General features: G+C 65.8%; 18 protein-coding genes. 14 read left to right on the top strand and 4 right to left on the bottom strand.

The genetic code is table 11. The features are described 5' to 3' along the window. The first annotated feature begins 5 nt into the window (after window positions 1-5). The 5 genes from AC1DSJ_RS17265 (at window position 6) to AC1DSJ_RS17285 (ending at window position 3,391) form a co-directional block, all read left to right on the top strand. Entirely contained in the window at window positions 6-374 is a 369-nt protein-coding gene (locus tag AC1DSJ_RS17265) for a hypothetical protein (RefSeq protein WP_441371855.1), read from the top strand. Window positions 375-434: 60 nt separating this feature from the next. Beyond that, a complete protein-coding gene (locus tag AC1DSJ_RS17270) occupies window positions 435-632 on the top strand; it encodes a hypothetical protein (RefSeq protein WP_441371856.1) in 198 nt (65 codons plus the stop codon). 81 nt (window positions 633-713) lie between these two features. Continuing rightward, window positions 714-1,718, top strand: a complete 1,005-nt coding sequence (locus AC1DSJ_RS17275) for a polymorphic toxin type 44 domain-containing protein (protein ID WP_342067862.1) — start codon at window positions 714-716, stop codon at window positions 1,716-1,718. Beyond that, window positions 1,715-2,083 (top strand): hypothetical protein, encoded by a 369-nt coding sequence (locus AC1DSJ_RS17280; RefSeq protein ID WP_054423024.1) that lies wholly within the window; start codon window positions 1,715-1,717, stop codon window positions 2,081-2,083. Before AC1DSJ_RS17275 ends, AC1DSJ_RS17280 begins: the two co-directional genes overlap by 4 nt. Window positions 2,084-2,143: 60 nt before the next feature. Continuing rightward, window positions 2,144-3,391, top strand: coding sequence for a hypothetical protein (locus AC1DSJ_RS17285; protein ID WP_441371857.1), 1,248 nt, complete (start codon window positions 2,144-2,146; stop codon window positions 3,389-3,391). On the opposite strand, the gene AC1DSJ_RS17290 is transcribed toward AC1DSJ_RS17285, so the two are convergent. Continuing rightward, entirely contained in the window at window positions 3,376-3,798 is a 423-nt protein-coding gene (locus AC1DSJ_RS17290) for a hypothetical protein (protein ID WP_346551408.1), read from the bottom strand. The genes AC1DSJ_RS17285 and AC1DSJ_RS17290 overlap by 16 nt on opposite strands. 168 nt (window positions 3,799-3,966) lie before the next feature. Next, window positions 3,967-7,806 carry a response regulator gene (locus AC1DSJ_RS17295; protein ID WP_441371858.1) on the bottom strand — a complete coding sequence of 1,280 codons (3,840 nt, stop codon included), beginning with the start codon at window positions 7,804-7,806 and terminating at the stop codon, window positions 3,967-3,969. Window positions 7,807-8,437: 631 nt separating this feature from the next. On the opposite strand from AC1DSJ_RS17295, the gene AC1DSJ_RS17300 reads away from it, so the two are divergent. The 8 genes from AC1DSJ_RS17300 to AC1DSJ_RS17335 all read left to right on the top strand — a co-directional run bounded on the left by AC1DSJ_RS17300 (window position 8,438) and on the right by AC1DSJ_RS17335 (window position 17,585). Continuing rightward, window positions 8,438-9,442: a ligase-associated DNA damage response exonuclease gene (locus AC1DSJ_RS17300; protein WP_441371859.1), complete on the top strand. Its 1,005-nt coding sequence runs from the start codon at window positions 8,438-8,440 to the stop codon at window positions 9,440-9,442. A 36-nt stretch (window positions 9,443-9,478) separates the two neighbouring features. Continuing rightward, window positions 9,479-11,083 carry an ATP-dependent DNA ligase gene (locus AC1DSJ_RS17305; RefSeq protein WP_441371860.1) on the top strand — a complete coding sequence of 535 codons (1,605 nt, stop codon included), beginning with the start codon at window positions 9,479-9,481 and terminating at the stop codon, window positions 11,081-11,083. Further along, window positions 11,080-13,542 (top strand): ligase-associated DNA damage response DEXH box helicase, encoded by a 2,463-nt coding sequence (locus tag AC1DSJ_RS17310; RefSeq protein ID WP_441371861.1) that lies wholly within the window; start codon window positions 11,080-11,082, stop codon window positions 13,540-13,542. Before AC1DSJ_RS17305 ends, AC1DSJ_RS17310 begins: the two co-directional genes overlap by 4 nt. Then, entirely contained in the window at window positions 13,526-14,209 is a 684-nt protein-coding gene (gene pdeM / locus AC1DSJ_RS17315; RefSeq protein ID WP_175170215.1) for a ligase-associated DNA damage response endonuclease PdeM, read from the top strand. The genes AC1DSJ_RS17310 and pdeM overlap by 17 nt, the downstream gene beginning before the upstream one ends. A gap of 83 nt (window positions 14,210-14,292) precedes the next feature. Beyond that, window positions 14,293-15,333: an acyl-CoA dehydrogenase family protein gene (locus tag AC1DSJ_RS17320; protein ID WP_441371862.1), complete on the top strand. Its 1,041-nt coding sequence runs from the start codon at window positions 14,293-14,295 to the stop codon at window positions 15,331-15,333. Further along, window positions 15,321-15,908, top strand: a complete 588-nt coding sequence (locus AC1DSJ_RS17325; protein ID WP_054423008.1) for a class I SAM-dependent DNA methyltransferase — start codon at window positions 15,321-15,323, stop codon at window positions 15,906-15,908. The genes AC1DSJ_RS17320 and AC1DSJ_RS17325 overlap by 13 nt, the downstream gene beginning before the upstream one ends. Window positions 15,909-15,918: 10 nt before the next feature. Further along, on the top strand, window positions 15,919-16,596 hold the full coding sequence (locus AC1DSJ_RS17330) for a glycosyltransferase family 2 protein (RefSeq protein WP_441371863.1): 678 nt from the start codon (window positions 15,919-15,921) through the stop codon (window positions 16,594-16,596). Window positions 16,597-16,793: 197 nt separating this feature from the next. Continuing rightward, entirely contained in the window at window positions 16,794-17,585 is a 792-nt protein-coding gene (locus tag AC1DSJ_RS17335; RefSeq protein ID WP_441371864.1) for a BON domain-containing protein, read from the top strand. A 22-nt stretch (window positions 17,586-17,607) separates the two neighbouring features. On the opposite strand, the gene AC1DSJ_RS17340 is transcribed toward AC1DSJ_RS17335, so the two are convergent. Next, entirely contained in the window at window positions 17,608-17,919 is a 312-nt protein-coding gene (locus tag AC1DSJ_RS17340; RefSeq protein ID WP_054423002.1) for a hypothetical protein, read from the bottom strand. 184 nt (window positions 17,920-18,103) lie between these two features. Here AC1DSJ_RS17340 and AC1DSJ_RS17345 point away from each other — a divergent pair, with 184 nt between their 5' ends. Continuing rightward, entirely contained in the window at window positions 18,104-18,655 is a 552-nt protein-coding gene (locus AC1DSJ_RS17345; protein ID WP_175170210.1) for a type 1 glutamine amidotransferase domain-containing protein, read from the top strand. Window positions 18,656-18,715: 60 nt separating this feature from the next. Here AC1DSJ_RS17345 and AC1DSJ_RS17350 read toward each other — a convergent pair whose 3' ends face one another. Continuing rightward, complete coding sequence (locus AC1DSJ_RS17350) at window positions 18,716-26,071, bottom strand: autotransporter domain-containing protein (protein WP_441371924.1); 7,356 nt, start codon at window positions 26,069-26,071, stop codon at window positions 18,716-18,718. Window positions 26,072-26,096: the final 25 nt, after the last annotated feature.

Below are 26,096 nucleotides of genomic sequence, written 5' to 3' on the forward strand. Positions count from 1 at the left end.
AACGTATGGGAAAGCGCTACTTGAAGTGGGTCGCCATTGCAATTCTCATGGCGCCGTTCGTATGGATCGCCTTTTGGTTTCATTGCAGGCCCATCATCGCGCTGCACTACTCGGATGAAGCTAAGGACGCGATCGGCTATTTTCTCAACGACAATGATGTCATTACCAAGCGTGGATTGAATCCGGGAGAATCCGTTAAGTACCCTACGGCAATGTTCCCTAAGCCTGACATGTGGATCTTGCTGACTTTTCCCTTCGACAGCAATGACGCCCTAGAAATCACAAAACCCTTCAGCCGCATCGATGTGTTTATCGGCCCAGGGGCAAAGATAGAACGAACGGAAGTCCACGACGGATTCTTTGCTCGTTTTTGATCCGCACTATTGCGCACCTGCGCCACACCGCCATTTCACCAAGCCATCACCCAATCGACGATGAACAAGCCTGAAACCGACCCCCGCAAACGCTGGCTGATGTCGGCAGCCGGTTCAGGCGGGGCGTTGCTCGCGTCTGGAATCCTGATGCGCCGCTGCATTTTGAAGGGAGAATTGCAGTCTGAAATATTGAGGGCCATCTGTGAAATTGGTTTGAAGCGGCAACAACGTGCGGGTTTGCGCCGCTGGGTTTGGTAATCGTCTGATTCTTGGTGGTGGGGTCAGCGGGACATCTGTTTCCCTAAGTAGACTCGGCACGACTTCACATCAGGAGCGAACATGGCCGGCCTTCCTATTGTTCGGATGGGCGACAGCACCACCCATGGCGGAACCGTTTTGCAGGGCGTTGACCAATACACCATTGACGGCCGGCTTGCGGCGGGTCTGGGCCATCTGGTGAGCTGCCCCAAGTGTGAGGGGACGTTCCCGATCGTGCAGGGCGTGGCTGCCTTCACTGTCGATGGCATTGCGCTCGCGGTTGAGGGGATGCGAACGTCATGTGGCGCGGAGCTGATTGCCAGCCAGACGGTCGCAATTCTGGAACCCGGTCCCGGAGAGGTAACGAGGCAGTCGCTATGGAACCCTACGCGACATACGCCATGCAATCACCCCGACACCGTGCTCGGCATCGCCGAATACATGGCCCGTGAGATGAAAACAAATCCGTTCTCGATTCGTGGGCGTGAGATCTATGACGCAAACCACTACGATCTGGCCGCCCACGTTCAGCAGCGCGAAGCGCTTCCCTGGTATGCAAGAGCGACGGCGGGAAAGAGCTATTCCGAGGCAGTGGTCGAGCGCAAGCTTGCCGCGTATGCGTTGTGGGCGGATATCGTCGGGCCGGGTCAGCCTTGGGACCATAAGCCCCATCTGCAAAGGATGCTTGGGGCAGACTTTAATGACGGATGGAATAAGTACGGCGAGTTCGACTATTTCTACGATATTTGGTCGAACATTCATTATGGCTATGTGGGCGTAGCCCTTGGCTTCAGTTCAGCAGAAATGATAAATGGGGCTGGCTTGGCTCAGGCATTGCACGACAAGTGGACAGGCAAGCGGCTGCAGCATCATCCGGAGAACGGGTCATGGCCGGCAAGCGCTGATGATGTCCCGGATCACATATCGATCAAAGTAGGAGCCGAACTGCACGGCCACGTAAAGCCTCACGCGTTGACGGTTGATACGCTGCTCGAGCTGATTAGCTCTGTACCCGCACCATGGGGCACGGGGGAAGATTTTGCGAAGGAGCCGCATAACTGTGACCGGAAGCTCAGAAAGAAATGAAAATTCGAATTCTGAAATGGATGGGCATTATTGCCCTCCTGACGCCGCTGCTGTGGATCATGTTTGTTTACTTCTGCCGACCTGTTGTGGCCCTGCACTATTCGAAAGAAGCCACCGAGCGCATTGGCTACTTTTTTAACGACAATCATGCCATCTCCAAGCGGGGCTTAAGTCCAGGTGAGTCTGTCGAATACCTTACTGCCATGTTCCCTAAACCTGATATGTGGATTCTGCTAACGTTCCCGCGTGACAGCAATGACGCCCTAGAGATCACAAAACCCTTCAGCCGCATCGATGTGTTTATCGGGCCAGGGGCAAAGATAGAACGAACGGAAGTCCACGACGGATTCTTTGCTCGTTTTTGATCCGCACTATTGCGCACCTGCGCCACACCGCCATTTCACCAAGCCATCACCCAATCGACGATGAACAAGCCTGAAGCAGTCCCCCGCAAACGCTGGCGCGAGCAGCAACGTTCCCAGCGGTTGGAACAGGCGGACGAGCAGCAGGCGGCGCTGCTTGTGCAAGCCAACGCCCAGCAGGCATGGAACGCGCGTGCRCGGCAAGCGCCGGTTGTGGATCACGTGACCTGGCAAGGCCAGACATACCGCGTATTGAATCTCGCGGATGCGCAGTCGCTGCTGGGCCGGATTCGAGATACCGACAAGGCGCCGTACTACCACTTGCTGGACGAGGCCGCGATGGCGTTGCGGCCAGTCAGTGATGACAAACAGTGGGTGGTGTTGGTGGCGGAATCGCCCGTCACGGCGCTGGCGTTGGAGTTGCCTGCGCAATTGCCCGATCATCCGTCGTTGCAGATTGCAGGATGGGTGTGCACGGCGGGGTTGAATGCGGAAGTCGTGCGCGTGGAAGACGGCGTGATGTTCGCCGTGCTGGGGCCGGCGCGCGCCGGCTTGATGGTGTTGTCTGCGGGGCAGCACGCCTTCACGGAAGGCTTGAACGTGTCGGCGCTGTTGTGCAGACACTATCGTTGTCAGGTGCTGGTGCGCGGCGCTTTGCTTGCGGACTGTTTGATCGGTGCGGGGAATGACGTGGCTTGCACCGACCCACCGCTGATCAATCTGCTGGCGACTGATGACGCCGACCGTCATCGCAGCCGCATCATGACGCGGCAGGGGCGCAGTTATCGCTTTTATCCGCCCACGCACGCGCTGGAAGCCATTGTGGCCCCGCGCTGGCTGCGCCGTGACGCACGCGGATCTGCACGGCTCGTCGAGCGCCTGGACGAGCTATCCGATGCACAGACGTTGCTGCGGCCGCGCGATGCAATCGATGCGGTCTACGACGGTTTCGCGGCCGAACTTGAACAGGCCATGGAGACACTGTCGGCCGTGCTGCGCCACGCCGGGCCGGCGCAACTTTCCGCGCGATTCGGCCCCAGCCCTTCCAACCATGCGCAGTATTCCGAGACGGCCGAGGGCGGGCGCGAGCTTGTGCGGCAGATTGATCATTCGGAAACGGTTCGCGTCAGCGCGACGCAGCCGCGCGCGGGTGGGCCGGCCGCGTTGCAGGTGATGCATCTGAGCGCACCCGTGCGCGACCGCCACGTGCGTAATGCCCAGCCCGATGATGACGACCCCGAGGCGCGCATGATCAAGCTCGCGTTGCGCGATGCCGTTGCAAGGTTATTGGCGCATTACGATCCGGCTTGACGGGCCACGGGCTGGATCACCTCGCGGATCGCCTCGCGCATCGCTTGCAGGTCCAACGCCCGAGCGGCGGCTGACAGCGGCATCTGCTCCAGTCCTTGAGCGACGCAGGCCGCGATGGCCTCCGGCGTAGCGGCGTCGCCCATCGCGGCGACCTCCGCGCGCGGCACGCTGATGACCACGTCCAGCGTTTCTTTCTTGGCGTAGTACTTCGCCGACGCCTCAACGCCCGGCCCGGCGCACGCCGAAATGCTGCCGCCCAGCCATAGTGTGATGTCCAGCGTTGCCAATCCCGGCACGGCAAGGGGCGCCAGCGCGGCCTTCAGCTTCGGGCGAAGCATGACGATGGCGGCCAGGCACCGAACGCCGGTTTCCGGGCCGCCCATTCTTCCGTTCAATGTCACGTTCACCGTGGCTCCTGTCGATTTGCCGCTGCACTTATAGCATCCCCCATCGCCGCCAGCAGGTTGCCGCTACCAAGGCACCAGCGACAGCGCAAGCGATACGGCGACGACAAGTACGACGAGGGTCAGGATGTGTTTGGTTCGCATGCAGACTCCTTGGATAGGGATGACGCATTACCCGCGCTCCGCATGGCCGGCAGGTTGCACCAGCATCGCGAAGACGCGTTCGAGCTGCTGCGGACTGTAGGGCTTGAGCAATTGATGCACACCGTTCAAACCCGCGCGGGTACTGGCGTCGGCCAGCACGTCGCGCCCCGACGAGAACACGACGGCCAGCGTTGGCTGGCGGGTGCGCGCCCAGACGGCAAGGTCGATGCCCGAGCCATCAGGCAACCCGACGTCCGTCAGCAGGATGTCGATATGGTGCTGCAATAACTGTTCGCTTGCCTGTGCAGCGGTTGCGGCATGTATCACCTCATGTCCGAGGCTGCCCAGGATTTCTTCGGTGGTCAGGCGCACGGCCTCCATGTCTTCCACCAGCAGCACGCGCTTTGCCAATGCGGTGGTGGGCAGGGCGGTGTCTGAACGCAAACCCGAAGCCTGCGGCCGTGCGCGCAGCACCTGGCGCAGTTTGCGCGCCAGCGTGGCGGCGGTGTAGGGCTTGGACAGCAGCTCGATGCCTTCATCCAGCCGTCCGCCGTGGACGATGGCGTTGTCGGCGTAGCCGGACGTGAACAGCACGGCCAGCCGGGGCAGGCGCGCGCGGGCACGCAGCGCTACGTCGCGGCTGCGCAAGGGGCCGGGCATGACGACGTCGGTGAACAGCAGGTCGACGTTGACGCCGCTTTCGATGATGGACATGGCGCTTTGCGCGTCGGCGGCCTTCAGCACGCGATAGCCCAGGTCTGCCAGCATCTCGACGACCGTGGTGCGCACGTCTTCATCGTCTTCTACCACCAGCACCGTTTCATCGCCGCCTTCGGCGTCGCTGGCATCCAATTCCGTGATCTGGTCTTCCGCCTGATTGGCACGCGGCAGGTAGAGGCGCACCGTCGTGCCCATGCCGGGTTCGCTATAGATCTTGACGTGGCCGCCCGTCTGCCTGACAAAGCCATACACCATGCTTAAGCCCAGCCCGGTGCCTTGGCCTTCGGGTTTGGTGGTGAAGAAGGGTTCGAACGCGCGCAGCACCAGTTCCTTGTCCATGCCGCAGCCGGTGTCGCTGACGGCCAGCATCACGTACTGGCCGGCGCGCACTTCGGCGTGGCGCGCGGCGTAGTCGTCATCCAGCTGTGCGTTGCCGGCCTCGATGGTGAGCTTGCCGTGCCCCTCCATGGCGTCGCGCGCGTTGATCGCCAGGTTGAGCAGCGCGTTCTCGACTTGGTAGGGGTCGACGAGCGTGTTCCACAGCCCTCCCGAAATCACGGTTTCCACTTCGACGCCGTCGCCCACCACGCGGCGCAGCATGTCGTCAAAGCCGCGCAGGAAGCGGCCCAGGTTGACGACTTTGGGCGCCAGCGGCTGCCGCCTGCCGAACGCCAGCAGTTGCGACGCCAGCTTCGCGCCCCGCTCAACGCCGGCCATGGCGTTGCGCGTGCGTTGCTGGGCGCGTTCATCACCGGCCAGACTGCGGTTAAGCAACTGGAGGTTGCCGCCAATCACCTGCAATAGGTTGTTGAAATCATGCGCGACACCGCCGGTAAGTTTGCCCAGCGCTTCCATCTTCTGCGCCATGCGCAGCGCCTCTTCGGTTTCGTGCAGCGTTTGTGCGGATACCTTGTCAGCGGTGATGTCGCGGCCCACGCCGTGAATGCTGTCCGACTCGGCGTCGAACGACCACATCCACGCCATCCACCGCCATTCGTCATCTGCCGTGCGCAGCCGGTGCTCGGCCCGCAGGCTGCGCGTGCCCCCGCGCAGCGCATGAAACTGCGCCTGCGCTTGGGCAAGGTCGTCAGGATGGAGCAGGGCGTCGTATCGCTGGAACACCAGTGCCGTGTCGGGATGGCCCAGGCGCCGCGTCCAGGACGGGTTCAGCCGCAGCATCCGCCCTTGGCTATCGGCAATGACGAAGAGATCGTCGCTGTGTTCCCACAAGCGGTCGCGCTCGGCGATGGCCTGATTCACGCGCAGCTCAAGCGTGCGGGCTTCTTCAGCCAAACGCTTTTCCGTTTCTTGGCGCAGCGCGTTCAGGCGCAGGCTGCTGCTGACGCGCGCCAGCAATTCGCGCGCGGAAAAGGGCTTGATCAGATAATCGTCAGCGCCCGCGCGCAAGCCTTCGACCGAGGCTTCTTCGCCCGCGCGTGCGGACAGCAGCAGCACGGGTATGGTGCGCAGCGCGGCGTCTTGGCGCAGTGCGGCAAGCAGGCCGAAGCCGTTCAGCCGCGGCATCATGACGTCGGACAACACCAGGTCGGGCCGGTGTTGGCGCACGTGGGCAAGCGCGGCTTCACCATCCTTGGCGGTGTGGATACGGTAGTGCGCGGTACGCAGCACGCGGCAGATGTAGGCGCGCATGTCGTCGTTGTCGTCCACAACCAGAATCGTGCCCAGGTGATCGGTCTGGGTCTGGGTTTGAGTCTGAGTCTGAGTCGGGGAGAGCGCCGTGTCGTCCAGCGCCGGCGCGTCCCAATCGGCCGCATCGATGTAGTTGCGTGACAGCGCGTGCATCACGCCAGGGGCGATGGCGCTGGATGCCGCTGCGATGTCCAGCGCCGGCCCCAGCGGCAGGCGCAGCGTGAAGGTCGTGCCGACGCCCGGTGTGCTGGCGACAGCGACCGATCCGTTTTGCAAGCGCATGAATTCCTGGACCAGCGCCAGCCCGATGCCGCTGCCCTCGATGCTGCGGCCATGCACGCCTTCCACCTGATGAAAGCGGTCGAACACACGCGGCAATTCGCTTTCGGGAATGCCCATGCCCGTATCGGAAATTTCCACGACGGCGGTTTCGCCATCGGGCGACACGCTGGACGCAATCCGCACGCCGCCCCGATACGTGAATTTGTACGCGTTGGACAGCAGGTTCAGGATCACCTTTTCCCACATATCGCGGTCCAGCATGACGGCGCGCGGCAGGGGCGGGCAGTCTACGTCCAGCGTCAGCCCGGCCTTTTCAAGCGATGACTGAAACAGCGAGGCCAGGTCCGCGGTGAACGCAGAGATCTCGGTGGCGCGCAGGTCCAGCTTCACGCGGCCCGCCTCGATGCGCGAGAAGTCCAGCAGCGTGTTGACGAGCTTGAGCAGGCGCTGGCCGTTGCGGTTCGCCATCTCCATCGCGCCTTGCAGGCGGGGCGGCATGTCGGGGTCGGTCAGCATGTCTTCCAGCGGCGCCAGCATCAAGGTAAGCGGCGTGCGGAATTCGTGGCTGATGTTCGAGAAGAATGCAGTCTTGGCGTGATCCACTTCGGCCAGCGCCTGCGCCCGCGCGCGTTCGTGTTCGTAGGCGCGGGCGTAGCGGATTGACGCGCCGATCTGCGCCGCGGCGAGCGTCAGAAATTCGCGGTAGTCGTCCGTGAACAGGCGCAGCGGATTGAGCGCGCTGATCAGCAGGCAGGCGGGTTCGCCTTCGCTGGAGGGCAGGATGGGGATCAGCACCGCTTGGGCGGCGGGCCGGTCCCATACCGTATTGGGGAGCTGCCCGCCGAACTGAGCGGCCAGGTCGGCGACCAGCAGCAGCGCGCCCGCGCGTAGCGCCTCGCCGCAGGGCCACGCGCCGCCGTCCAGCGGCAGGGCCTGTGGCGCACCAGGGCCGTCGGGCTCGATGCCGTAGGCGCCCACCAGCTCGGCCGTGCCGGTGCCCGAGTCCACGGCGTAGAGCATGGCGAAAGGGATGTCGTAAGGGTTGGCGGCAAAGGCCTGGGCGCTGAGCGCGCAGGCCTGGCGCCACGTGGCTGACTGCGGCATGGCGATCGCCAATTCGCGCAGCAGGTTCTGCTGGCGGTCAGCGATGACGCGGCGGGTTTCGTCGCTGTTGACGCAGATGATGCCGCGGGTGACGCCGTCGTCGCCCGGCACGGGGCTGAACGAAACGTGTAGTAGGTTTCCTCCGGATACCCGTTGCGTTCCATGATGAGCAGCTTGCGCTCTTCGTAAGTGCCTTCCGCGTCCGCCATGGCGGTTTGCAAGAGCGGCTCGATGTACGGCCAGATTTCGTGCCACACGAGGCGCGTCGGTTGCGCCATGGCGGCCGGATGCCTGCCGCCGATGATGGACAGATAAGGATCGTTATAGAAGAACAGCAGGTCCGGCCCCCACCCGATCCAAATAGGCTGGCGCGCGGTCAGCATGATCCGAAGCGCCGTCTTCAAACTTAGCGGCCAGCCTTCCGGTGAACCCAGCTCCGACCCCGCCCAATCGTGGGCGCGGATGAGCGCGCCGGTCTGGCCGCCGCCGGCAAGAAAAGCCAGGGGGTCCGCTGAGGCGGAGGCGGGCGGATGGTCGGGCACGTTCAGATCCTTTTGTCGGTGGCCTGGCCGAATGGCGCGCGGCCGCTCGGCATGAAAGTTGCGATTTCGACGCTACTTGTTATCCCGTTTGGCGTCTGAAACCGAACTTTAATTTCCACGTCGGAAGGTTTCGGCGGCTTCGCGGTATAACGTTTTTTCCACTGGCTGCGGCGTTTGCTGCGGTGCATCGGGAGCAAGCCATGCGTGACATCGTGCAATTGCGTCCGGAAGGGCTGTATTGCCCCGCCGGGCGGTTCTATATCGACCCCTGGCGTCCCGTTGACGTGGCGGTGCTGACCCACGGCCACGGCGACCACGCCCGCGTGGGCATGGGCTGCTATCACACCAGCGCCGAAGGGCTGCCCATTTTGCAATGGCGCCTGGGCGACCAGGACTATCGCGTGCATGGGTATGGCGAAGCCTTTGTGCTGGGCGACGCGCGGGTGTCGCTGCATCCGGCCGGCCACGTGTTGGGATCGGCGCAAGTGCGCATCGAAGTGGACGGCCAGGTCTGGGTCGTGTCTGGCGATTACAAGCGGCAGCCCGACCCCACGTGCAGCCCCTTCGAAGTGGTCCCCTGCGACACCTTCATCACCGAGGCGACCTTCGGCCTGCCGATCTACCGCTGGCCCAGCGCCGCCGATGTGGCGCGTGACATCGTCCAATGGCGCGACCACTGCGCCGCGCGCGGCGAGGCCGCCATCTTGTATTGCTACGCGCTGGGCAAGGCGCAGCGCGTGTTGGCCGAGCTGAAGCCCGTTATCGACCGGCCGGTGTTCTTGCACGGCGCCATTGCGGCCGGGGTGGACGTGTACCGCCGCGCAGGCATCGGCATGGCCGACACCCGGCTCGTCATGGAAGACGGCGGCAAGTCGGCGGCGGCAGGCACGGGGTTTGCTGGGGAGCTGATCCTGGCGCAGCCATCGGCGGCCGGCAGTGCGTGGCTGCGGCGCTTTCGCAAGGCGCAGCACGGCTTTGCGTCGGGCTGGATGCGGCTGCGCGGCAACCGCCGCCGTCGCAACATGGACCGTGGCTTTGTGGTGTCTGACCACGCGGATTGGCCGGATCTGCTGCGCACCATCCACGAGACCGGCGCGCGCCGCGTGATTGCCACGCACGGCGATACCGACGCGCTGGTGCGCACGTTGAACGAAGGCGGCGTGGCGGCCGATACGCTGGCCACGCAGTATGGCGAGGATGACTGACGGCGCTGACCATCACCCCGGGAGACGGACCCCAGCATGAAGCGATTCGCGGCGTTGTATCAGGAACTGGACCGCAGCACGGCCACCTTGGATAAGCGGGCGGCGCTGGTGGCGTACTTCCGCGATGCGCCGCCGCGCGACGCCGTGTGGGCGCTGTATCTGCTGGCGGGGGGCAAGGTCACCAGCGCGCGCCGCAAGATTGCGGCGGTCGGTGAGATGCGCGCATGGGCAGCCACTGCGTCCGATACCGCGCCGTGGCTGGTCGATGCCAGCTACGACCAGGTGGGCGATCTGGCGGAAACTTTGGCGTTGCTGATTCCCGACCCCACCCAAGCCGCGCCCGAACGCGGGCTGGCCGACTGGATTGAAGAGGTGCTGGTGCCCATCGCCAATCGCGACGAGGCCGAGCGCCGCGATGTCATCGTCAATGCCTGGCTGGGCTTGCCCTTCGACGAACGTCTGGTCTTCAACAAGCTCTTGACGGGTGCGCTACGCGTGGGCGTGTCGCAACGCATGGTGCAACAGGCGCTGGCGGAAATGTCGGGCGTGCCGATTGCGCGCATCGCGCAGCGCATGCTGGGCGCCTGGGCGCCCAGCCCCGCGTTCCTGCGCGATCTGCTTAGCGCCGACGAACTGCCGGGCGACCGTCAACAGCCGTACCCTTTCTTTCTGGCCTCGCCGCTGGAAGGTGCGCCCGCCGCGCTCGGGGCCATCGACGACTGGCTGGTGGAATGGAAGTGGGACGGCATCCGCGCGCAGTTGATCCGGCGTCATCGTGAAGTGGCGTTGTGGTCGCGCGGTGAGGAACGGCTGGATGGCCGTTTCCCCGAAGTGGAGTCCGCCGCCGCTGCGCTGGATGTGGACTGCGTGCTGGATGGCGAGCTGCTGGCCTGGCAGGACGACACCGCCGAGCCCATGCCGTTCTCGGCGTTGCAGACCCGCATTCAGCGCTTGAAGCCTGGGCCAAAATGGCTGGCCGAGGCGCCGGTGCGCATGCTGGCGTACGACTTGCTGGAGCTGAACGGCACTGATCTGCGCGACCTGCCGCAGGCCGAACGCCGCCGCCAATTGGAAGCCCTGTTGCTGCGGCATCCTGACCCGCGCCTGCGCCTGTCGCCGCTTGTGAACCTGGCGAACTGGGACGAGGCCGGGGCGCTGCGCGACGAATCCCGCGAGCGCGGCGTCGAAGGCTTCATGCTGAAGCGCCGCAACGCAGCGTATCAAAGCGGCCGGCGGCGCGGGGATTGGTGGAAGTGGAAGATCGACCCGCTCACCATCGACGCCGTGCTGCTGTATGCGCAGTCGGGCCATGGCCGGCGCAGCACGCTGTACACCGATTACACCTTCGGACTGTGGCAGGGCGATGCGCTGGTGCCCATCGCCAAGGCGTATTCCGGTTTGGATGACAAGGAAATTCTGGAGCTGGACCGCTGGCTGCGTGCGCACACGCGTGAGCGCTTCGGCCCGGTGCGCTCGGTGGAACCTGTGCAGGTTTTTGAGCTGGGCTTTGAAGGCGTCAATCTGTCCAAGCGCCACAAGTCCGGCGTGGCCGTGCGCTTTCCGCGCATTCTGCGTTGGCGCCATGACAAGCCGGCCGATCAGGCGGATCAGCTGGACACGCTGAAGGCGTTGGCGCGATGAGTGCCGGGCCTCGGGGCCGCGATGCGCCGCTGATCGCATGGTTTGCCGCGCGCGGCTGGAAGCCTGCGGCGTTTCAGCGTGAGACCTGGCGGCGCTATCTGGCCGGCGAATCGGGCCTGCTGCACACGCCCACCGGCAGCGGTAAAACGCTTGCGGCGTTTGGCGGACCCTTGCTGGAAGCGTTGGCGCAACAACGCGACGAGCCGCCCGCGGCGGGCAGCGGGCCGCAGGTGCTGTGGATAACCCCGTTGCGCGCACTGGCGACGGATACCGCACGCGCGTTGGCGCAAACGTCAGCGGAACTGGGCCTGGATTGGGCCGTCGCCATGCGCACCGGCGACGCCAGCGCGCGCGACAAACGGCTGGCTCGACAGGGCAAGGCGCAGGTGTTGGTGATCACGCCCGAGTCGCTGGCGCTGCTGCTGTCCTACGCGGACGCGTCCAGCCGTTTTCGGGCGTTGCGCTGCATCGTCGTCGATGAATGGCACGAGCTGCTGGGCAATAAGCGCGGCGTGCTGTTGCAGCTGTGCCTGGCGCGGCTGGCGCGTTTGTCTCCGGCCGCGCGTACGTGGGGCTTGTCGGCCACCTTGGGAAACCTGGAAGAAGCGCGTGCGGTGTTGCTGCCCCGCGCGCCGGACAGCCCGCTGGTGGCGGGCGCACGGCCTCGCAAGATTACCGTCACGACCTTGCTGCCCGAGCGCAACGCCAGCTTGCCGTGGGCGGGGCATCTGGGCTTGTCGCAGTTGCCGCGCGTATTCAAGCGCTTGTTCGATGTGCGCGCGTCGTTGCTGTTTACAAACACGCGCGCGCAGGCAGAGTTATGGCATCGGGCGCTGGAATCCATCTGGCCGGAAGACCTGTCCACGCTGGCGTTGCACCACGGCTCGCTGGACCCCCGCCTGCGTGCGGCGGCTGAGCAAGGTTTGCGCGATGGCGCCATCCGCTGCGTGGTGGCGACGTCCAGCCTGGATCTGGGCGTGGACTTTCCCGCCGTGGATCAGGTGTTGCAGATTGGCAGCCCCAAAGGTGTCGCGCGCCTGCTGCAACGCGCCGGGCGCGCCAAACATCGGCCGGGGGAATCGGGCCACGTCATCTGCGTGCCGGCGCAGGCGTTGGAGCTGATTGAATATGCCGCCGCACGTCAGGCCATCGCGCGAGGGGAAATCGAATCGCGCACGCCGCCGCAGGGCAGCCTGGACGTGCTGGCGCAACATGCGGTGACGCTGGCGCTGGGCGGGGGATTCGACCGGGACGAGCTGTACCAGGAAGTGCGCGGCACGCACGCGTACGCCGGGCTGGACGCGGCCACGTGGCAAGCCGTGCTGGACTTCATTGTGCAAGGCGGCCGGGCGCTGGCCAAGTACCCCGACTTTCATCGCGTGGTGCGCGATGACGACGGCTGCTACCGCGTGCATGACCGTCGCATCGCGTTGCGCCATCGCTTGTCCATTGGCACCATCACCGCCGATGGGGCGGTGTCGGTGAAGTACTTGCGCGGCGGCAGCCTGGGGTCGGTGGAAGAGGGGTTTCTGGCGCGTCTGCGTCCTGGCGACCGCTTTCAGTTCGCGGGCCGCACGCTGGAACTCGTCAGGCTGGAAGGCATGACGGCTTACGTTCGGCGGGCCAAGGGCGGCGATGGGCCGGTTGCCACCTGGCAGGGCGGGCGCATGCCCTTGTCCACGCAATTGGCGCGCGAAGTGCAAAGCCTGTATACCGAGCCCGGCGCGCACCCTGAAATGCGCGCAGTCGAGCCGCTGCTGCGCATTCAGGAGCAGGCCAGCGCGTTGCCGCAACCCGGGCGTCTGGTGGCCGAACGCATCGGCACGCGGCGCGGCATGCATCTGTTCCTGTTCCCATTTGCGGGCCGGGCGGTGCACGAAGGCATGGCGGCAATGCTGGCGTTGCGTTGGGGCAGGCGGCAGGCGAACACGTTTTCCTACACCGTCAATGACTACGGCCTGATGCTGACGCTGGCCGAACCGGCTGCGCTGGATGGCGCCTTGCTGCGGCAATTGCTCAGCCCGGATGACATGGCGGATGACTTGCGTGATGGCGTCAACCTGGGCGAACTGGCGCGCCGCCAGTTCCGCGAAATTGCACGAGTCGCGGGCCTGTTGACGCCGTCCTTGCCGGGCCGCGCCGCGCGTTCGTTGCGGCAGGTGCAAGCGTCCAGTGGTCTGCTCTACGACGTATTACGCCGCTACGATCCCGACCACTTATTGCTGGCGCAGGCAGAGCGCGAGGTCTTCGAATTGCAGCTGGAAGCGCCGCGTCTGATGGCGGCGTTGCGCGATTGCCAGGCGCGAACGCTGGCGCTGACGGAACCGCGCGCGTTGACGCCGTTGTCGTTTCCGCTGTGGACGGAAAGCCTGCGCGGCCAGCTCAGCACCGAGACCTGGCAGGCCCGCGTGCGCCGCGCCGCCGAACAACTGGAAAAGCGCTATGCCCGAATCGCGTGAGGGTGCGTTGAACATCGTGCTGGCGGGTGAGGCCGTCGTGTTGCTGGGCGAGCGCGCCCTGTTCTGGCCCGCGCGTTCGCGGTTGATCATCGCGGACTTGCACCTGGGGAAAAGCCATGTGTTCCGCCGCGCGGGCATCGCCGTGCCACGCGGCGCGACGCAGGAAGACTTGCAGCGTCTGGCGGCATTGGTCTTGGCGACGGCGGCGCGCGAATTGTGGATTGTGGGTGACGTGCTGCATGGCCCGGCGTCGCAAGCCGCCTGGCGTGACGCATGGTTGCAGTGGCGGCAGGCGCACGCGGCGCTGGACGTGGCGGTGCTGACGGGCAATCACGACCGCGCGTTGGATGGCGCGGCGTTGGGCATGCGCGAATTGGGCGAGGCGCAAGCCGATGGCCCGTTCCTGTTTCGCCATCTGCCGCAGCCTGATTCGCAAGGCCGTCATGTGATTGCGGGCCACGTGCATCCCAAGACGCGCATTCCCGGTGTGCCGCGCAGTTGGCCGGCGTTTTGGATGCGGCCGGGTATCACGGTGCTGCCGGCCTTCTCGGATTTCACGGGCGGGCATGCGGTGGGCTGGGAGCCAGGCGCGGGGCTGGTGGCGTGCGTGGAGGGCGCCGCGGTGCCGTTGGGGCGCATCCCGCCCGATTCGCCCGGCTCGCCCTGATTCCTTCCGCGTGCAGCAGCGGTTCTGCCTCAGGCACGAGGCTTGCTGTATCGGGGCACACCTCACCCCGCTACCCGCCCGCCATGACTGACCGCCCCGGCTTTGTCTCCCTGTTGGAATCTCCGTTGCATTCCATCAGCCAGTTGCTGGCCGATGCGCACGCGCCGGTCGACCCCGGCGTTTGGTTGCGCGCGTTGGTGGACCACGGGCATGACCAACTTCCGCTGCCGGGCGGGGGCGACACGCTGGGCCGCTGGCAGGTGCTGGCGTGTGTCGCGGCGGCGGACCTCAGCCTGGCCAAACTCTTCGAAGGGCACACCGACGCGCTCGCCATCCTGGCCGAATTGTCGGCGCCTGCGGGCGAACCCGGCTCCCGCCTGTGGGGCGTGTGGTGCGCGGAACCGCCCGGCCATCGGCTGGCCATCGTGCCCGGGCCGGCCGGTTCCGCGATGTTGCGCGGTACCAAGGCGTGGTGCTCTGGTGCGGGCGCATTGACGCATGCCTTGGTCAGCGGCTGGAACCCGGCGGGCGAGCCTTGCCTGGCTGCGGTGGCGCTGGACCAGCCGGGCGTCACCATCACGGACCAAGGCTGGCACGCGGTGGGCATGCGGGCGTCAGGCAGCGTCGATGTGGTGTTCGACAACGCGTCGGCAACACTGATTGGCCCGCCCGGCGCTTACGTGCATCGCCCGGGCTTTCTGCATGGCGGCGCGGGGGTGGCGGCGTGTTGGTACGGCGGCATGACCCGGGTGGCAAATACCCTGCTTGCCGCACTACCCGGCGGTTCTGCGGATACGCATCGGCTGGCGCATCTGGGCGCAATCGATGTCGCCATGGTTCAGGCGCGCGCGGTGCTGCGCGAGGCCGCCGCCGATATCGACGCGCATCCTCGCGACGCTTGCGCGTTGTCGTGCGCCCGCGCTCGTCTGGCCGTGGAGTCGGCCGCGGCGCAGGTGCTGGAACGCGCGGGCCGTGCGCTGGGCGCGGGGCCGCTCTGCCGCAACGCCGCGTTTGCGCAGGTGATGGCCGACCTGCCGGTATTCATCCGGCAAAGCCATGCCGAACGTGATCAGGCGGCGCATGGCGCCGCCGTCCTCAAGCAGGAGACCCCATGGGCGCTATAGACACGCATCATTTCGAACATCTGTACCGCGCGCATGCCGACCCCTGGCATGTGGCCAGCGCCTGGTATGAACGCCGCAAGCGCGAACTGTTGCTGGCCACGCTGGGCCGCGAAAACTATCTGCATGCGTTCGAGCCGGGCTGCGGCAACGGCGAGATGACGCGCCGTTTGGCGCCGCGTTGTGCGCGCCTGTGCGCGGTGGATGTGGCCAGCGCGGCCATCGGCCGTTGCCGCGCGCGTCTGGCCGCCGACGGCATCCGCCATGTCGACGTCATGGCCTTGGACTTGCCCTGGGAATGGCCGCCGATACCGCCGGGCGGTTTCGATCTGATCGTGGTGTCTGAGCTGGCGTACTACCTGGATGATGCGGCGTTGACCCAATTCCTGAATGCGGTGGATTCGTCGCTGGCCAGCGGCGGCGAGCTGATCGCCTGCCACTGGCGCCCGGACTTCAATGACCGCGTGCAGTCCACCGATGTCATCCATGACACGATGGCGGCGCTGCCCGGACTCACCGCCCAAGCGCAGCATCGCGAAGACGCATTCCGCCTGGATCTTTGGCGCAGGCAATCCTAGGAAGCGAGCCATGATCGGAATCTGCATCCCCGCGCACAACGAAGAGAAGGCCATCGCCACCTGTTTGCGCGCCGTCACCCGGGCGGCGCAGCATCCCGGCCTGCGCGCGGAGCCGGTGAAAATTGTGGTGGTGCTGGACCATTGCCGCGACCGCACCGCCACCGTATCTGCCGCCTGGCCCGTCCATTGCCTGAGCATTCAAGCCCGCAACGTGGGCGTGGCGCGCGCATTGGGTGCGCAGCATCTGCTGGACGCCGGCGCGCGGTGGCTGGCCTTTACCGACGCAGACACCCGCGTGTCGGCCGCCTGGCTGGTGGACCAGCTTTCCCTGGAGGCGGAAGTCGTGTGCGGCACGGTTGCCGTGTCGGGCTGGGCCGCGCATGGTGTTCACGCGGCATCCGCGCGAAAGCGGTTTGCGCAGCACTACCAGGACCGCGATGGACACCGCCACGTACACGGCGCCAACCTGGGCATCGAGGCAAACGCGTACCGGCGCATCGGCGGCTTCGCCGCGCTGTCGTGCAGTGAAGATCAGGCGCTGGTCGACAAGCTGGAAGAAGGCGGCGCGCGTATCGCCTGGACGAGCCTGCCACGGGTCACGACCAGCGCACGTCCCTATTCGCGCGTGGAGGGCGGCTTCGCCAGCGCGCTGCGGGAAGGGTGGAATCAGCCCCGGAAAACCCGCTGAAGCCGCAGCCCATCGCGGTACTTCTTACCCGGCTTGTAAGAACTGCCGGACGCACGGTGCGTGAAAGCCGAAGCGCCGGGTTCGTGCGTTGTCTTCGCCGGCCGTCCGGCACACCACTTGCTGCGCGAATGGCTGAGCGCGCCCGCGCGGAACCTCTGCGCAGGCGCGGCAGCACACCCACTTTGAGGAGGCTGAACATGAACCGTGACCAACGATATCCGTGGCGTGACGACGAGGATGATTTCAACCGCAATGTCGGCCACGACGCGAGCGCCCCGCAGGCCCGCGACCCCTACCGCCAGGCGCAGCAACGGGGACGGCAGGGCGGGCAAGCGCCGCGTGACCCCGCCTGGGATGCGCGCAGGCAGCAACACGCCGGCAACCAGGAACCCTGGCGTGACCTGGCGCCCTCATTCGGCTACCAGGGCGAAGGCACAAGCCGCGCACCGGGTACGCGCGAAACACGTGACCGCGTGCGCAGCCGCAGCGCCGACCCCGGCCAAAGCAGCTACGGCGGTTTCAGCGGCCAAGACCCGTCCTACCAGCGCGAGCAGGTGTACGGATCGCGCCAGCCGACGTACAGCGGCCCCACTTCTTATGGCGACGACGAAGGCGGTTACTACGGCGACCGTCCGCAATGGGCGGATGAACCCGAGGCGTCTTTTGAAACCGCCGAGCGCGGCGGCTACAACCGCGGGCCGACGGCATGGCGGGATCGCGGCTCCCGGCGCACCGACCCCAAAGGCTATACGCGCACCGACGAACGCGTGCGCGAAAACGTCTGCGAACACCTGGCGCACAGCGGTCTGGATGTGAGCGATGTGTCGGTGGCCGTGGCGGATGGCTGCGTCACGCTGGAAGGCACCGTGCGGGATCGCCGCACCAAGCATCGCATCGAAGATTGCGCGGATGCGTGCGTGGGCGTGCAGGATGTGGATAACCGGATTCGCGTTGCCGGTGCAGCGGAAAAAGGGGCGGCGTCGGCATGACGTCACCCCTGTCGCCGCGCCGTCAGGAAACGAAACGGTAGGCCAGGGCCAGCGTCAATAATATGGCGCTGCCCAGCATCCAGAATGCAACCGCCAGCGCAATGGCTGGCGGTACCCGCAACGGGCGGGGGGCTTTCGGATGCAGGGAAATCGGGATGGCCGGGACACTGATCGGCGGCAGCATCGCGCCGACGCGAACATCCGTCAGCACGCTGTCGTTGGCCGCTTGCGGCGTCGGGGCGGACGCAGCCGCGGTGACTTGCGGCGCAAGGCGGACGGTGATGATGTTGCCGACCGCAGTCGACGGTAGAGGGAGAAGTTCGGGCGAGTTCATGGCAGTCTCGGCGGTTGAGCAATACCACAACGATTAAAGAGTGGAGGGGGAAAGGGAAGGGTCCGTGGTGACGGGCTCGGGCACTACAGCAAGCCGCGTGCCTGAGCGTGCGGTGCCTGCCGGCCGTGGCATGGCGATTGCTGAAAGCCCTGCGCACAGGTCTCAACCAACACAGGGAACAACCATGGGAACACTTAACGATCTCAACGTCGCGATGCTGGCCGTCGACGGATTTGAACAAGTCGAATTAACGGGGCCGCGCCACAGCCTTCAGGCGGAAGGCGCGCGCACCGTGCTGGTGTCGGCGCGCACCGACCCGATTCTGGGGATGCATCACGACAAGCCGGGCGACCGATTTCCGGTTGACCTGACGTTCTTGCAGGCCGCCACCGAACCCGAGGTGTTCGACGCGCTGCTGCTGCCCGGTGGCGTGGTCAACGCCGATGAAATCCGCATGCACCCCAAGGCGCAGGAGTTGGTGCGCGCGATGTTCGACGCCGGCAAGCCCGTGGCGGTGATCTGCCACGGCGCATGGCTGCTGATTTCGTCAGGCGTGGTCAAGGGCCGCAAGATGACCAGTTGGCCGTCCTTGCAGGACGACCTGAAGAATGCCGGCGCCGAGTGGGTGGATCAGGAAGTGGTGGTGGATGGCGTTCTGGTTTCCAGCCGCAAGCCGGACGACATCCCGGCGTTCAACCGCGCCTTCATCGAGGTATTGCAGGCGGCCAAGCGGTAGGGGCAGCACAACAAAAAAAGGGACGCCATTGGCGTCCCTTTCTTCACATCGCAGCGGGCCTCAATAGCGCCAGCGCACGTTCAACGACCCCGCATGTTCGCGGTTGCCGCCGCCGTACTGGCCGCTGTAGTTCAAGCCCAGCGACGCATTGCGCGACACGGCCACTTCCGCGCCCAGCTCCGCCACCGCCGCGTTGCGCGCGATGGGCGCGCCCGCCACGGTGAACGCCTGACCGCCGTCAAACGCCATGGTGGACTGCGGCAACACGTCGCCAAACGCATGGCGCCAGCCCAGCGTGCCGCGCAGGCGGCCTTCGGCGCCGGCCAGCGTGAAGTCCGTTTGCGCGCGTACGCCCAGCGTGCTGCTGGTTTGCTTGTCGCTGCTGCTCTGGCCGGTCAAGGCTGCCGAACCGCCCGTCTCCTGGAAGCTGCGGCTGCGCAGATCGCTCCACGCCACGCCCGCGAAGGGTTCCAGGGTGGTGCGATCGGACAAGGGCATCGCATAGCCCAGTTCGGTAAAGAGCTGGGTGGTGCTGGCGCCGTAGTCGGCGGTGAGCTTTTGCGATGCGCCAGCAACCGTCGCGTAGCGTTCCGTGTTGACGTCGTGCCAGGTGTAGGACGTGCCGACCAGCAGGTTCAGCTTGCCCGCGCCCGCGTCAAACGACTTGCCGCCGTAGATGGACGCGCTGTAGCCGGACACGTCCGCCTTCGAGGCCAGGTCGTCAACGCGGATCTTGCTGTCGGTGTAGCCAACCGCGCCGCCCACGCGCCAGCCGTTGCCCACCGCATGGTCAGCGCCGGCGAAGACGCCGCCGGTGTGCTGACGGACTTGCGCAGTGTTGTCGGTGGCGTTCTGCGTTTGCCAGTTGCCCACGAGCTCCGCCCAGGCGGGCTGCGCGTTGGACGAGGGCAGGGCGGATGCGGACAGCGTGCCGCCGGCTTGCGCCGTCGGTGCGCCAGGGCGCATGCCCGCGTTCAGGTTGGCGCGCAGGTGCGACAGCGGCAGCGTGCGCACGGTGTTGATGGAACCCATCAGGCTGGACGCCACGCTGGCGTGCGCTTCGCCCGACAGGCTGTTGAAGGCGGCAGCGGGTGCGCCTTCCGGCAAGGTCAGGATGTACTCGTGCAGCGCATTGCCCGACGGCAGGCTGTCCAGCGCGTTGGCCACGGCGCGCTGGTTGCCGGTGCGTGCGGCGTCCGCGAACGCGATCGGACGGCTAGGCGTTGCCGGGTCGCCTTGCACTTGCTTGCGGCCGAGTTGCAGCGTGACGTCTTGCGCGCCGTAGCGCAACGCCGGGTCCAGGAACGCGTAGTTGGACGACACGGTGTTGAACTGGCCGTTGATGGAACCCGCCGTCAGGATCGTGTACTGACGCGTGCTTTCAAAGCCGCCTTCCGGCCCGACGTGCACGACGGAACCGGCAAGATTCGCCACGCCGCTCACCACCACGCGCGCGCTGGCGGACGAGGCCGGGTCAGCCGCCACTTGGTAGACCGAACCCGGCATGAACGTCAGGTCGCCCGCGACGTTCAGCGTGCCGTTGACGTTGCCCGGCGCAAGAATCGCACCGCTTTGCAGCGTGGTCGCGCCCACCTGGCCCGCGCCTTGCAGCAGCGCGCCGTTGGCCAGCGTCAGCGTGCCACCGAGCTTGCCGGCTGACGCGATGTTCAAGACGCCCGATTGCACCAGCGCGTTGCCGGTGTAGGCGCTGCCGTCGCCCGACACGGTGAGCATGCCCGCGCCGGTCTTGGTTACGTCACCGCTGCCAGTGATGGCGCCAGCCAGGCCGAACGTCGTGCCGGACGCCACATCGATGCCGCTCGATCGCGTGATCGACACCGCGCGGTTCGTATCGAAGCTGGCCGTCGTGGCCAGCACGCCGCCGCTTAGCGTCAGGCCGCCTGCGGCTGCGCCCAGGTTCGCGTCCTTCGCCACCGACAAGGCGCCCAGGCGCACATCGGTGCCGCCGGTGTAGGTGTTGTCTGCGGTCAGCACCAGCGTGCCGTAATCGGTCTTGGCCAGCTTGCTGGCGCCGGTCAGGCGGGATGCGATGGTGCCGGTCGTGGCGGCGTCCGCACTTGATCCCGCGCCCACGCGGATGATGCTCTCGCCGCCAGACCCTTGCAGCGCGATGTCGTCGCCTTGGATGCGATAGCCGTCAGTGACGATCTGCATGCCGGTGACGCCGATTGCGCCGGCCGAGTTGTCGACCGTGACCGTGCCTGTCGTGCCTTGGAAGATGGCGAACGTGGGGTTGGGCTGGAACACGCCGTTGAGCGTGCCGTCCATGTTGGCCCAGTTGCGGCCATCGGCGCGCCACGTGCCCGAGCCGCCGTCGATAACGCCGTTGTCGTGGCGGGCGGTATTGCTGCCGTCCCAGAAGCTCAGCGTGGCGCCGGACGTTGACGCCAGGTTGACCTGGCCACGCACCGCGGTTTGCAGCGTCAGCGCGCCGGCGGCGACGCCAGCCGGCGTGGCGCCCACGGTCAAGCCGTTGTCCACCAGGTTGCCGCCGTAGTCGAACAGGCGATAAATGCCCGCGCCAAACCCGCCGCTATCGGTCACGTTCAAGGTGCCGGCCAAGGTCAGGTTGCCGCCCACATTAAACAAGGCCGAGGCCGGGGTGGGCGCGCGGCCCAGGAATACGTTGACCTGGGTGGCGCTATCCAGGGTCAAGTCGCCGTCAATGGAAAGCTGGGAGCCTTGCTCGGCGAGCAGCACGCCGCCTGCCAGCGTGGCGTTGCCCGTGATACGGCCACCGTTGAACAGCGTGCCGCCACCGCTGATCGCCGCATTGCCGTCCAGCTCGCCAGTAATGTACAGAAGCCCGCCCGTGATCGAAGCATCGCCGCCCAGCTTGTTCAACACCATCAGCGTGCCGGCTTGCACGTCGGTGCTGCCGGTGAAGGCGCTGCTGTCGGCCGTCAGCGTCAGCGCGCCCGTGCCGGTCTTGGTGAGCTGGCCTGCGCCAGACAGCACGCTGTCGTAAGAGGAACCCGCCGTTTGATCAAAGTGCAACGTCGCGCCCGAGGCAATCATCGTATTGCCGGTGTAGCGTCCTGCGCGAGCCGTAAGGATGCCCGCATCAATGCGCCAGTTCTGACCGCTGATGCCGGTCAACGTCAATTCGCCCGCGCCTTGCTTGACCATCGAACCGTTGCCGGAGATATAGCCGGCGTAGCTGGCATCGGTGGCCTGTTTGAACACGACGGAGCCTTCGTTCGCCAGGTCGCCTCGCACAGAGGCCGCATCGCCCACGAGCGTGCCGGCTAGCACTTGCGTGTTGCCGTAGCTGTTGGCGCCCGTCAGCGTCAAGGTGCCTGCGCCCAGCTTTTGCAGGGTGCCCGTGCCGCCGATGGCGCCTTGCAAGCCCAGTGAGGTGCCTGCCGCCACCGTGATGGCGCCGGCCTGCGTCAGCGTGACGGCGCGCGCGGAATCAAAGCTTGCCGTAGTGGCGAGCGCGCCGCCATTGAACGTCAACCCGCCTGCGGCCGCGCCCAGATTCGCGTCGGACGACACGGACAAGGTGCCCGCGCGAACTTCGGTGCCACCCGTGTACGTGTTGCTGCCTGCCAGCACCAGCGTGCCGTAGTCGGCCTTCACGAGCTTGCTCGCGCCGGTCAGGCTGGAGGCGATGGTGCCGGAGGTGGCCGAGCTGGACGCCACGCCCGAACCCACGCGCAAAATGGTTTCCGCGCCGCCCGCCAATGCAATCGGATCGCCTTCGATGCGGTAACCGCTGATCGCGATCTGCATGCCCGTCACAGCCACGCCGCCGGCCGTCGCATCGACAGATACCGTGCCTGCCGTGCCTTGGAACACCGCGAAAGTCGGGTTGGGTTGGAAGCGGCCGTTGAGGGTGCCGTCTGCGTTGGTCCAGTTCAGCCCATCCGTGCGCCACGTGCCCGCGCCGCCGTCGATGACGCCGTTATCGCGCCGCGCGGTGTTACTCCCGTCCCAGAAGCTCAGTGTGGCGCCCGCGGTGGACATCAGGTTGACCTGGCCGTTGACCGCGGTCTGGATGCGCAAGTCATTGGCGGTGATGCCGGTGGGGGCGGTGCCGATGGCCAGCGTGTTGGTGGTCAGTGCGCCGCCATAGTCGAACAGGCGGTACACGCCCGCGCCGAATGCGCCCTGGTCGGTGATGTTCAGCGTGCCAGCCAAGGCCAGGTTGCCACCCACAGTGAACAGCGCGTTGGCCGGGGCGCGGCCCAGCGCCACGTTGACCTGGCTGGCGCTATCCAGCGTGAGGTCGCCGCCGATCTTCAACGTTTTGCCTTGCGTGCCTTGCAGGATGCCGCCCGTCAACGTGACGTTCTGGCCGATGGTGCCGGCGCCAGACAGGATGACGTTGTTGCCAATGGCGGCGTTGCCGCTCAAGGTGCCGTTCACATGCAGGCGGCCGCTGGTCACATTCGCATCGCCGCCGAGTTTGTTGGTGACGATCAGCGTGCCGCTCGTGACGTTCGTCGTGCCGGTGAACGCGCTGCTGTCCGCGTTCAGGCTCAGCATGCCCGCGCCGGTCTTCTCGAATGTGCCGCTGCCGGACAACTTGCCCGCGTAGTCGGCATCGGTGGCTTGGTTGAAGCGCAGGGTGCCGGCAGCGCCGATGGTGGCGTTGGCCGAGTACCGGGTCACGTCGCTGACGAGCGTGCCTTGCTCGATGTTCCAGTTCAGCGTGTTCAGGCCATTCAGCGTCAATATGCCCGCGCCGCGCTTGGTAATGGCGCCGGTGCCGAGCAGCATGCCGGACACGCTGTCATCCCACGTTTGATCAAAGATGACCGTGCCGGCGTTCTGCAAATCGCCGCGGATGGATGCGCTGTTGCCGATCAGCGTGCCGGCTTGCACACGCGTGCTGCCGTAGGTGTTGGCGCCGGTCAGCTCCAGCGTGCCAGCGCCCTGCTTGATGAGAGCGCCCGAGCCCGATACGGTGCCGGTCAGGCCCAGCTGCGTGCCAGTCGCGACGTTGATGGCGCCGTCTTGCGTCAGCGCGATATTGCGGTTGGTGTTGAAGCTGGCCGTGGTGGCCAGCGTGCCGCCGACCATGGCCACGCCGGTGTTGGCGGCGCCCAGGTTGTTGTCGGCCGAGACCGACAGCGTGCCGAACTGAATGTCGGTGCCGCCGGTGTAGGTGTTGTTGCCGCCCAGCACCAGGGTGCCGTAGTCGGACTTGAACAGCTTGCTTGCACCGGTCAGTGATGCGTTGATGGTGCCGGTGAAGGCGCTGCTGGCCGGGGTGCCGTTGCCGACCCCTATCGTCGTCTGGCTGCCGCCTTGCATCGCGATGGAATCGCCTTCGATGACGTAGCCGTCCGTGCCGATCGTGATGCCTTTGACGCCGATTGCGCCCGCGCTGGCATCCACGGTCACGACGCCCGCCGCTCCCTTGAACGTGGCAAAGGACGGCGTTGTGAACGTGCCGTTCGTCGCGCCATCGGACGTGGTCCAGTTGCTGTTGCTGGCGTTCCAGACGCCCGAACCGCCGTTGACGGCGCCGTTGGTGTGCGAGCCGGCGGTGTCGCCATCCCAGTAGTCAAACACCGTGCCGACGGTGGACACCAGATTGATCTTGCCCCAGAGGAACTGTAGCGTCAGATTGCCCGCGCTGACCCCGGTGGGCATCGACCCGTAGCCCACTGAGCCAATCGCCGTCGTGCCGTAGTTGAACAGGTTGTAGACACCTGTGCCGAGTCCGCCCAGATCCGTCACATTCAGGGTGGCATTGTTGAGGGTCAGGGAGCCGCCCACATCGAACAAGGCGGCAGATGACCCCGCAGCGCCCAATGCCACATTGATCTGGACGTCCGATGCGTTCAGATTGCCACCGATCGTCAATGTCTGGCCTTGCGTCCCTTGCAAGGTGCCGCCCGACACGCCAACGTTTCCACTGATCGTGCCGGAACCCGCTAGCGTGGCGCCGGGAGACACGGTGACGTCGCCGCCTAACTTATTCGAGACGGTCAGTCCGCCGCTGGACACGGTCGTTGAGCCCGTAAAGGCGCTGCTATCGCCAGTCAATGACGCAACGCCAGTACTATTTTTAACGATGGTGCCGGCACCGCTGAAGGCGTTGCTGAGCGTTGCGTTGTTGGAACGGACCAGGGCGACCTGGCCATTGTTCACGATGGCGCCCGAGCCAAGGCTGCCCGTCGTGCCGCCGGTTCCGAGTTGCAGGATGCCGCCCGACACGGTGGTGGTCCCTGCGTAGGTGTTGTCGGCCTGCAGCGCCAGGGTGCCCAATCCGCTCTTGGTCAAGCTGCCCGCACCCGATAGCACGCCACCGAGGATGAGCGCGTTGCTACCGGATACGGTCAGGCCACCGGGGGCCAACACCACCGCATTACTCAGGGTCAGGCTCGACGCGCCCGCTAGCAAGTCGCCGCCGTTGGCGGTCACCGCGCCGGGGCCCAGCGCCGCTGCGTTGTCGACGGTCAGCCGGCCGCCATTGAGCGTGGTGGTGGTGGTGCCTGTCAGGACCGGGCCGGACAGGTTCCACGTGCCGCTGGTGACGATCAGGTTGTTGAAGTTGACGTAGTTGGCGGAGGAAATGCTGCCCGAACCGGCTGTGCCGGAACCGCCACCGATGGCGTTTTGCAGCGTCAGGGTGTTGTTGCCGCCCACGCCGCCATCGACCAGGCCGGCTTTCGCGAACGCCATTGTCGAGTTCTGAACCGGAAGGGCATCCATCATGCCGGCGCCTTGATCCACCCATGAGCCCGTAATCGCGGTGAATTGGTTCGGGCCTTTCCCGGCGCCCAGAGACACGCTGCCCGCGATTGTGCCGGTGTTGGTGAATTCGTTGCCGCCCGCCGATGCTTCGAACGCCACGCGGCCGGCAATGGTGCCGGTGTTCGTCATGCTGACCTGGCCGCCGCCCGAGATCGCCACGACAGGCGCATCGGCGGTCGCCATAGAAATCCCCAGCAGGGGCATCGATGAAATGGTCCCCGAATTGGTGACCGTCGTGGTGCCGAAGGCGCCGTTCTGGATATTCAGCGCCACGCCCTGAACAGTAGGCAGGTTGACGCCCAGCACCCCCACGGTACCTTTGATAACTCCCAGGTTTGTGACGCTCACAATGCTGTTGTTGGCATTCCCGATGGTGACGCCAGAGGCCAACATTGTGCTGGGGTTCCCCGACGGCTGAACCGTGCCGAGGTTAGTAAACCGTGTGTTGTTGCCGCTCAACGTCAAGGCACTTGGATCGCCCAGTATCACGTTGACCTCCGCGCCGGAGGCCACCGTGACATCCATATTGCTGACGAACGAATTGAGGCTGAAGTCGAAGCCCGTGCAGATGACCCTCGCGCCCGTGCTAAATCCCGGGCTGCACGTAGCCTGCGCCGCAGGCAAATAGCCGAATAATCCGCACACCGCCGCCATGGCGACCACCAGGCTGCGCTTGCGCGGCATGCTGCGTGTTTGTGGCCCTGCGATG

The sequence above is a fragment of the Achromobacter sp. 01N37 genome, from assembly GCF_056399725.1.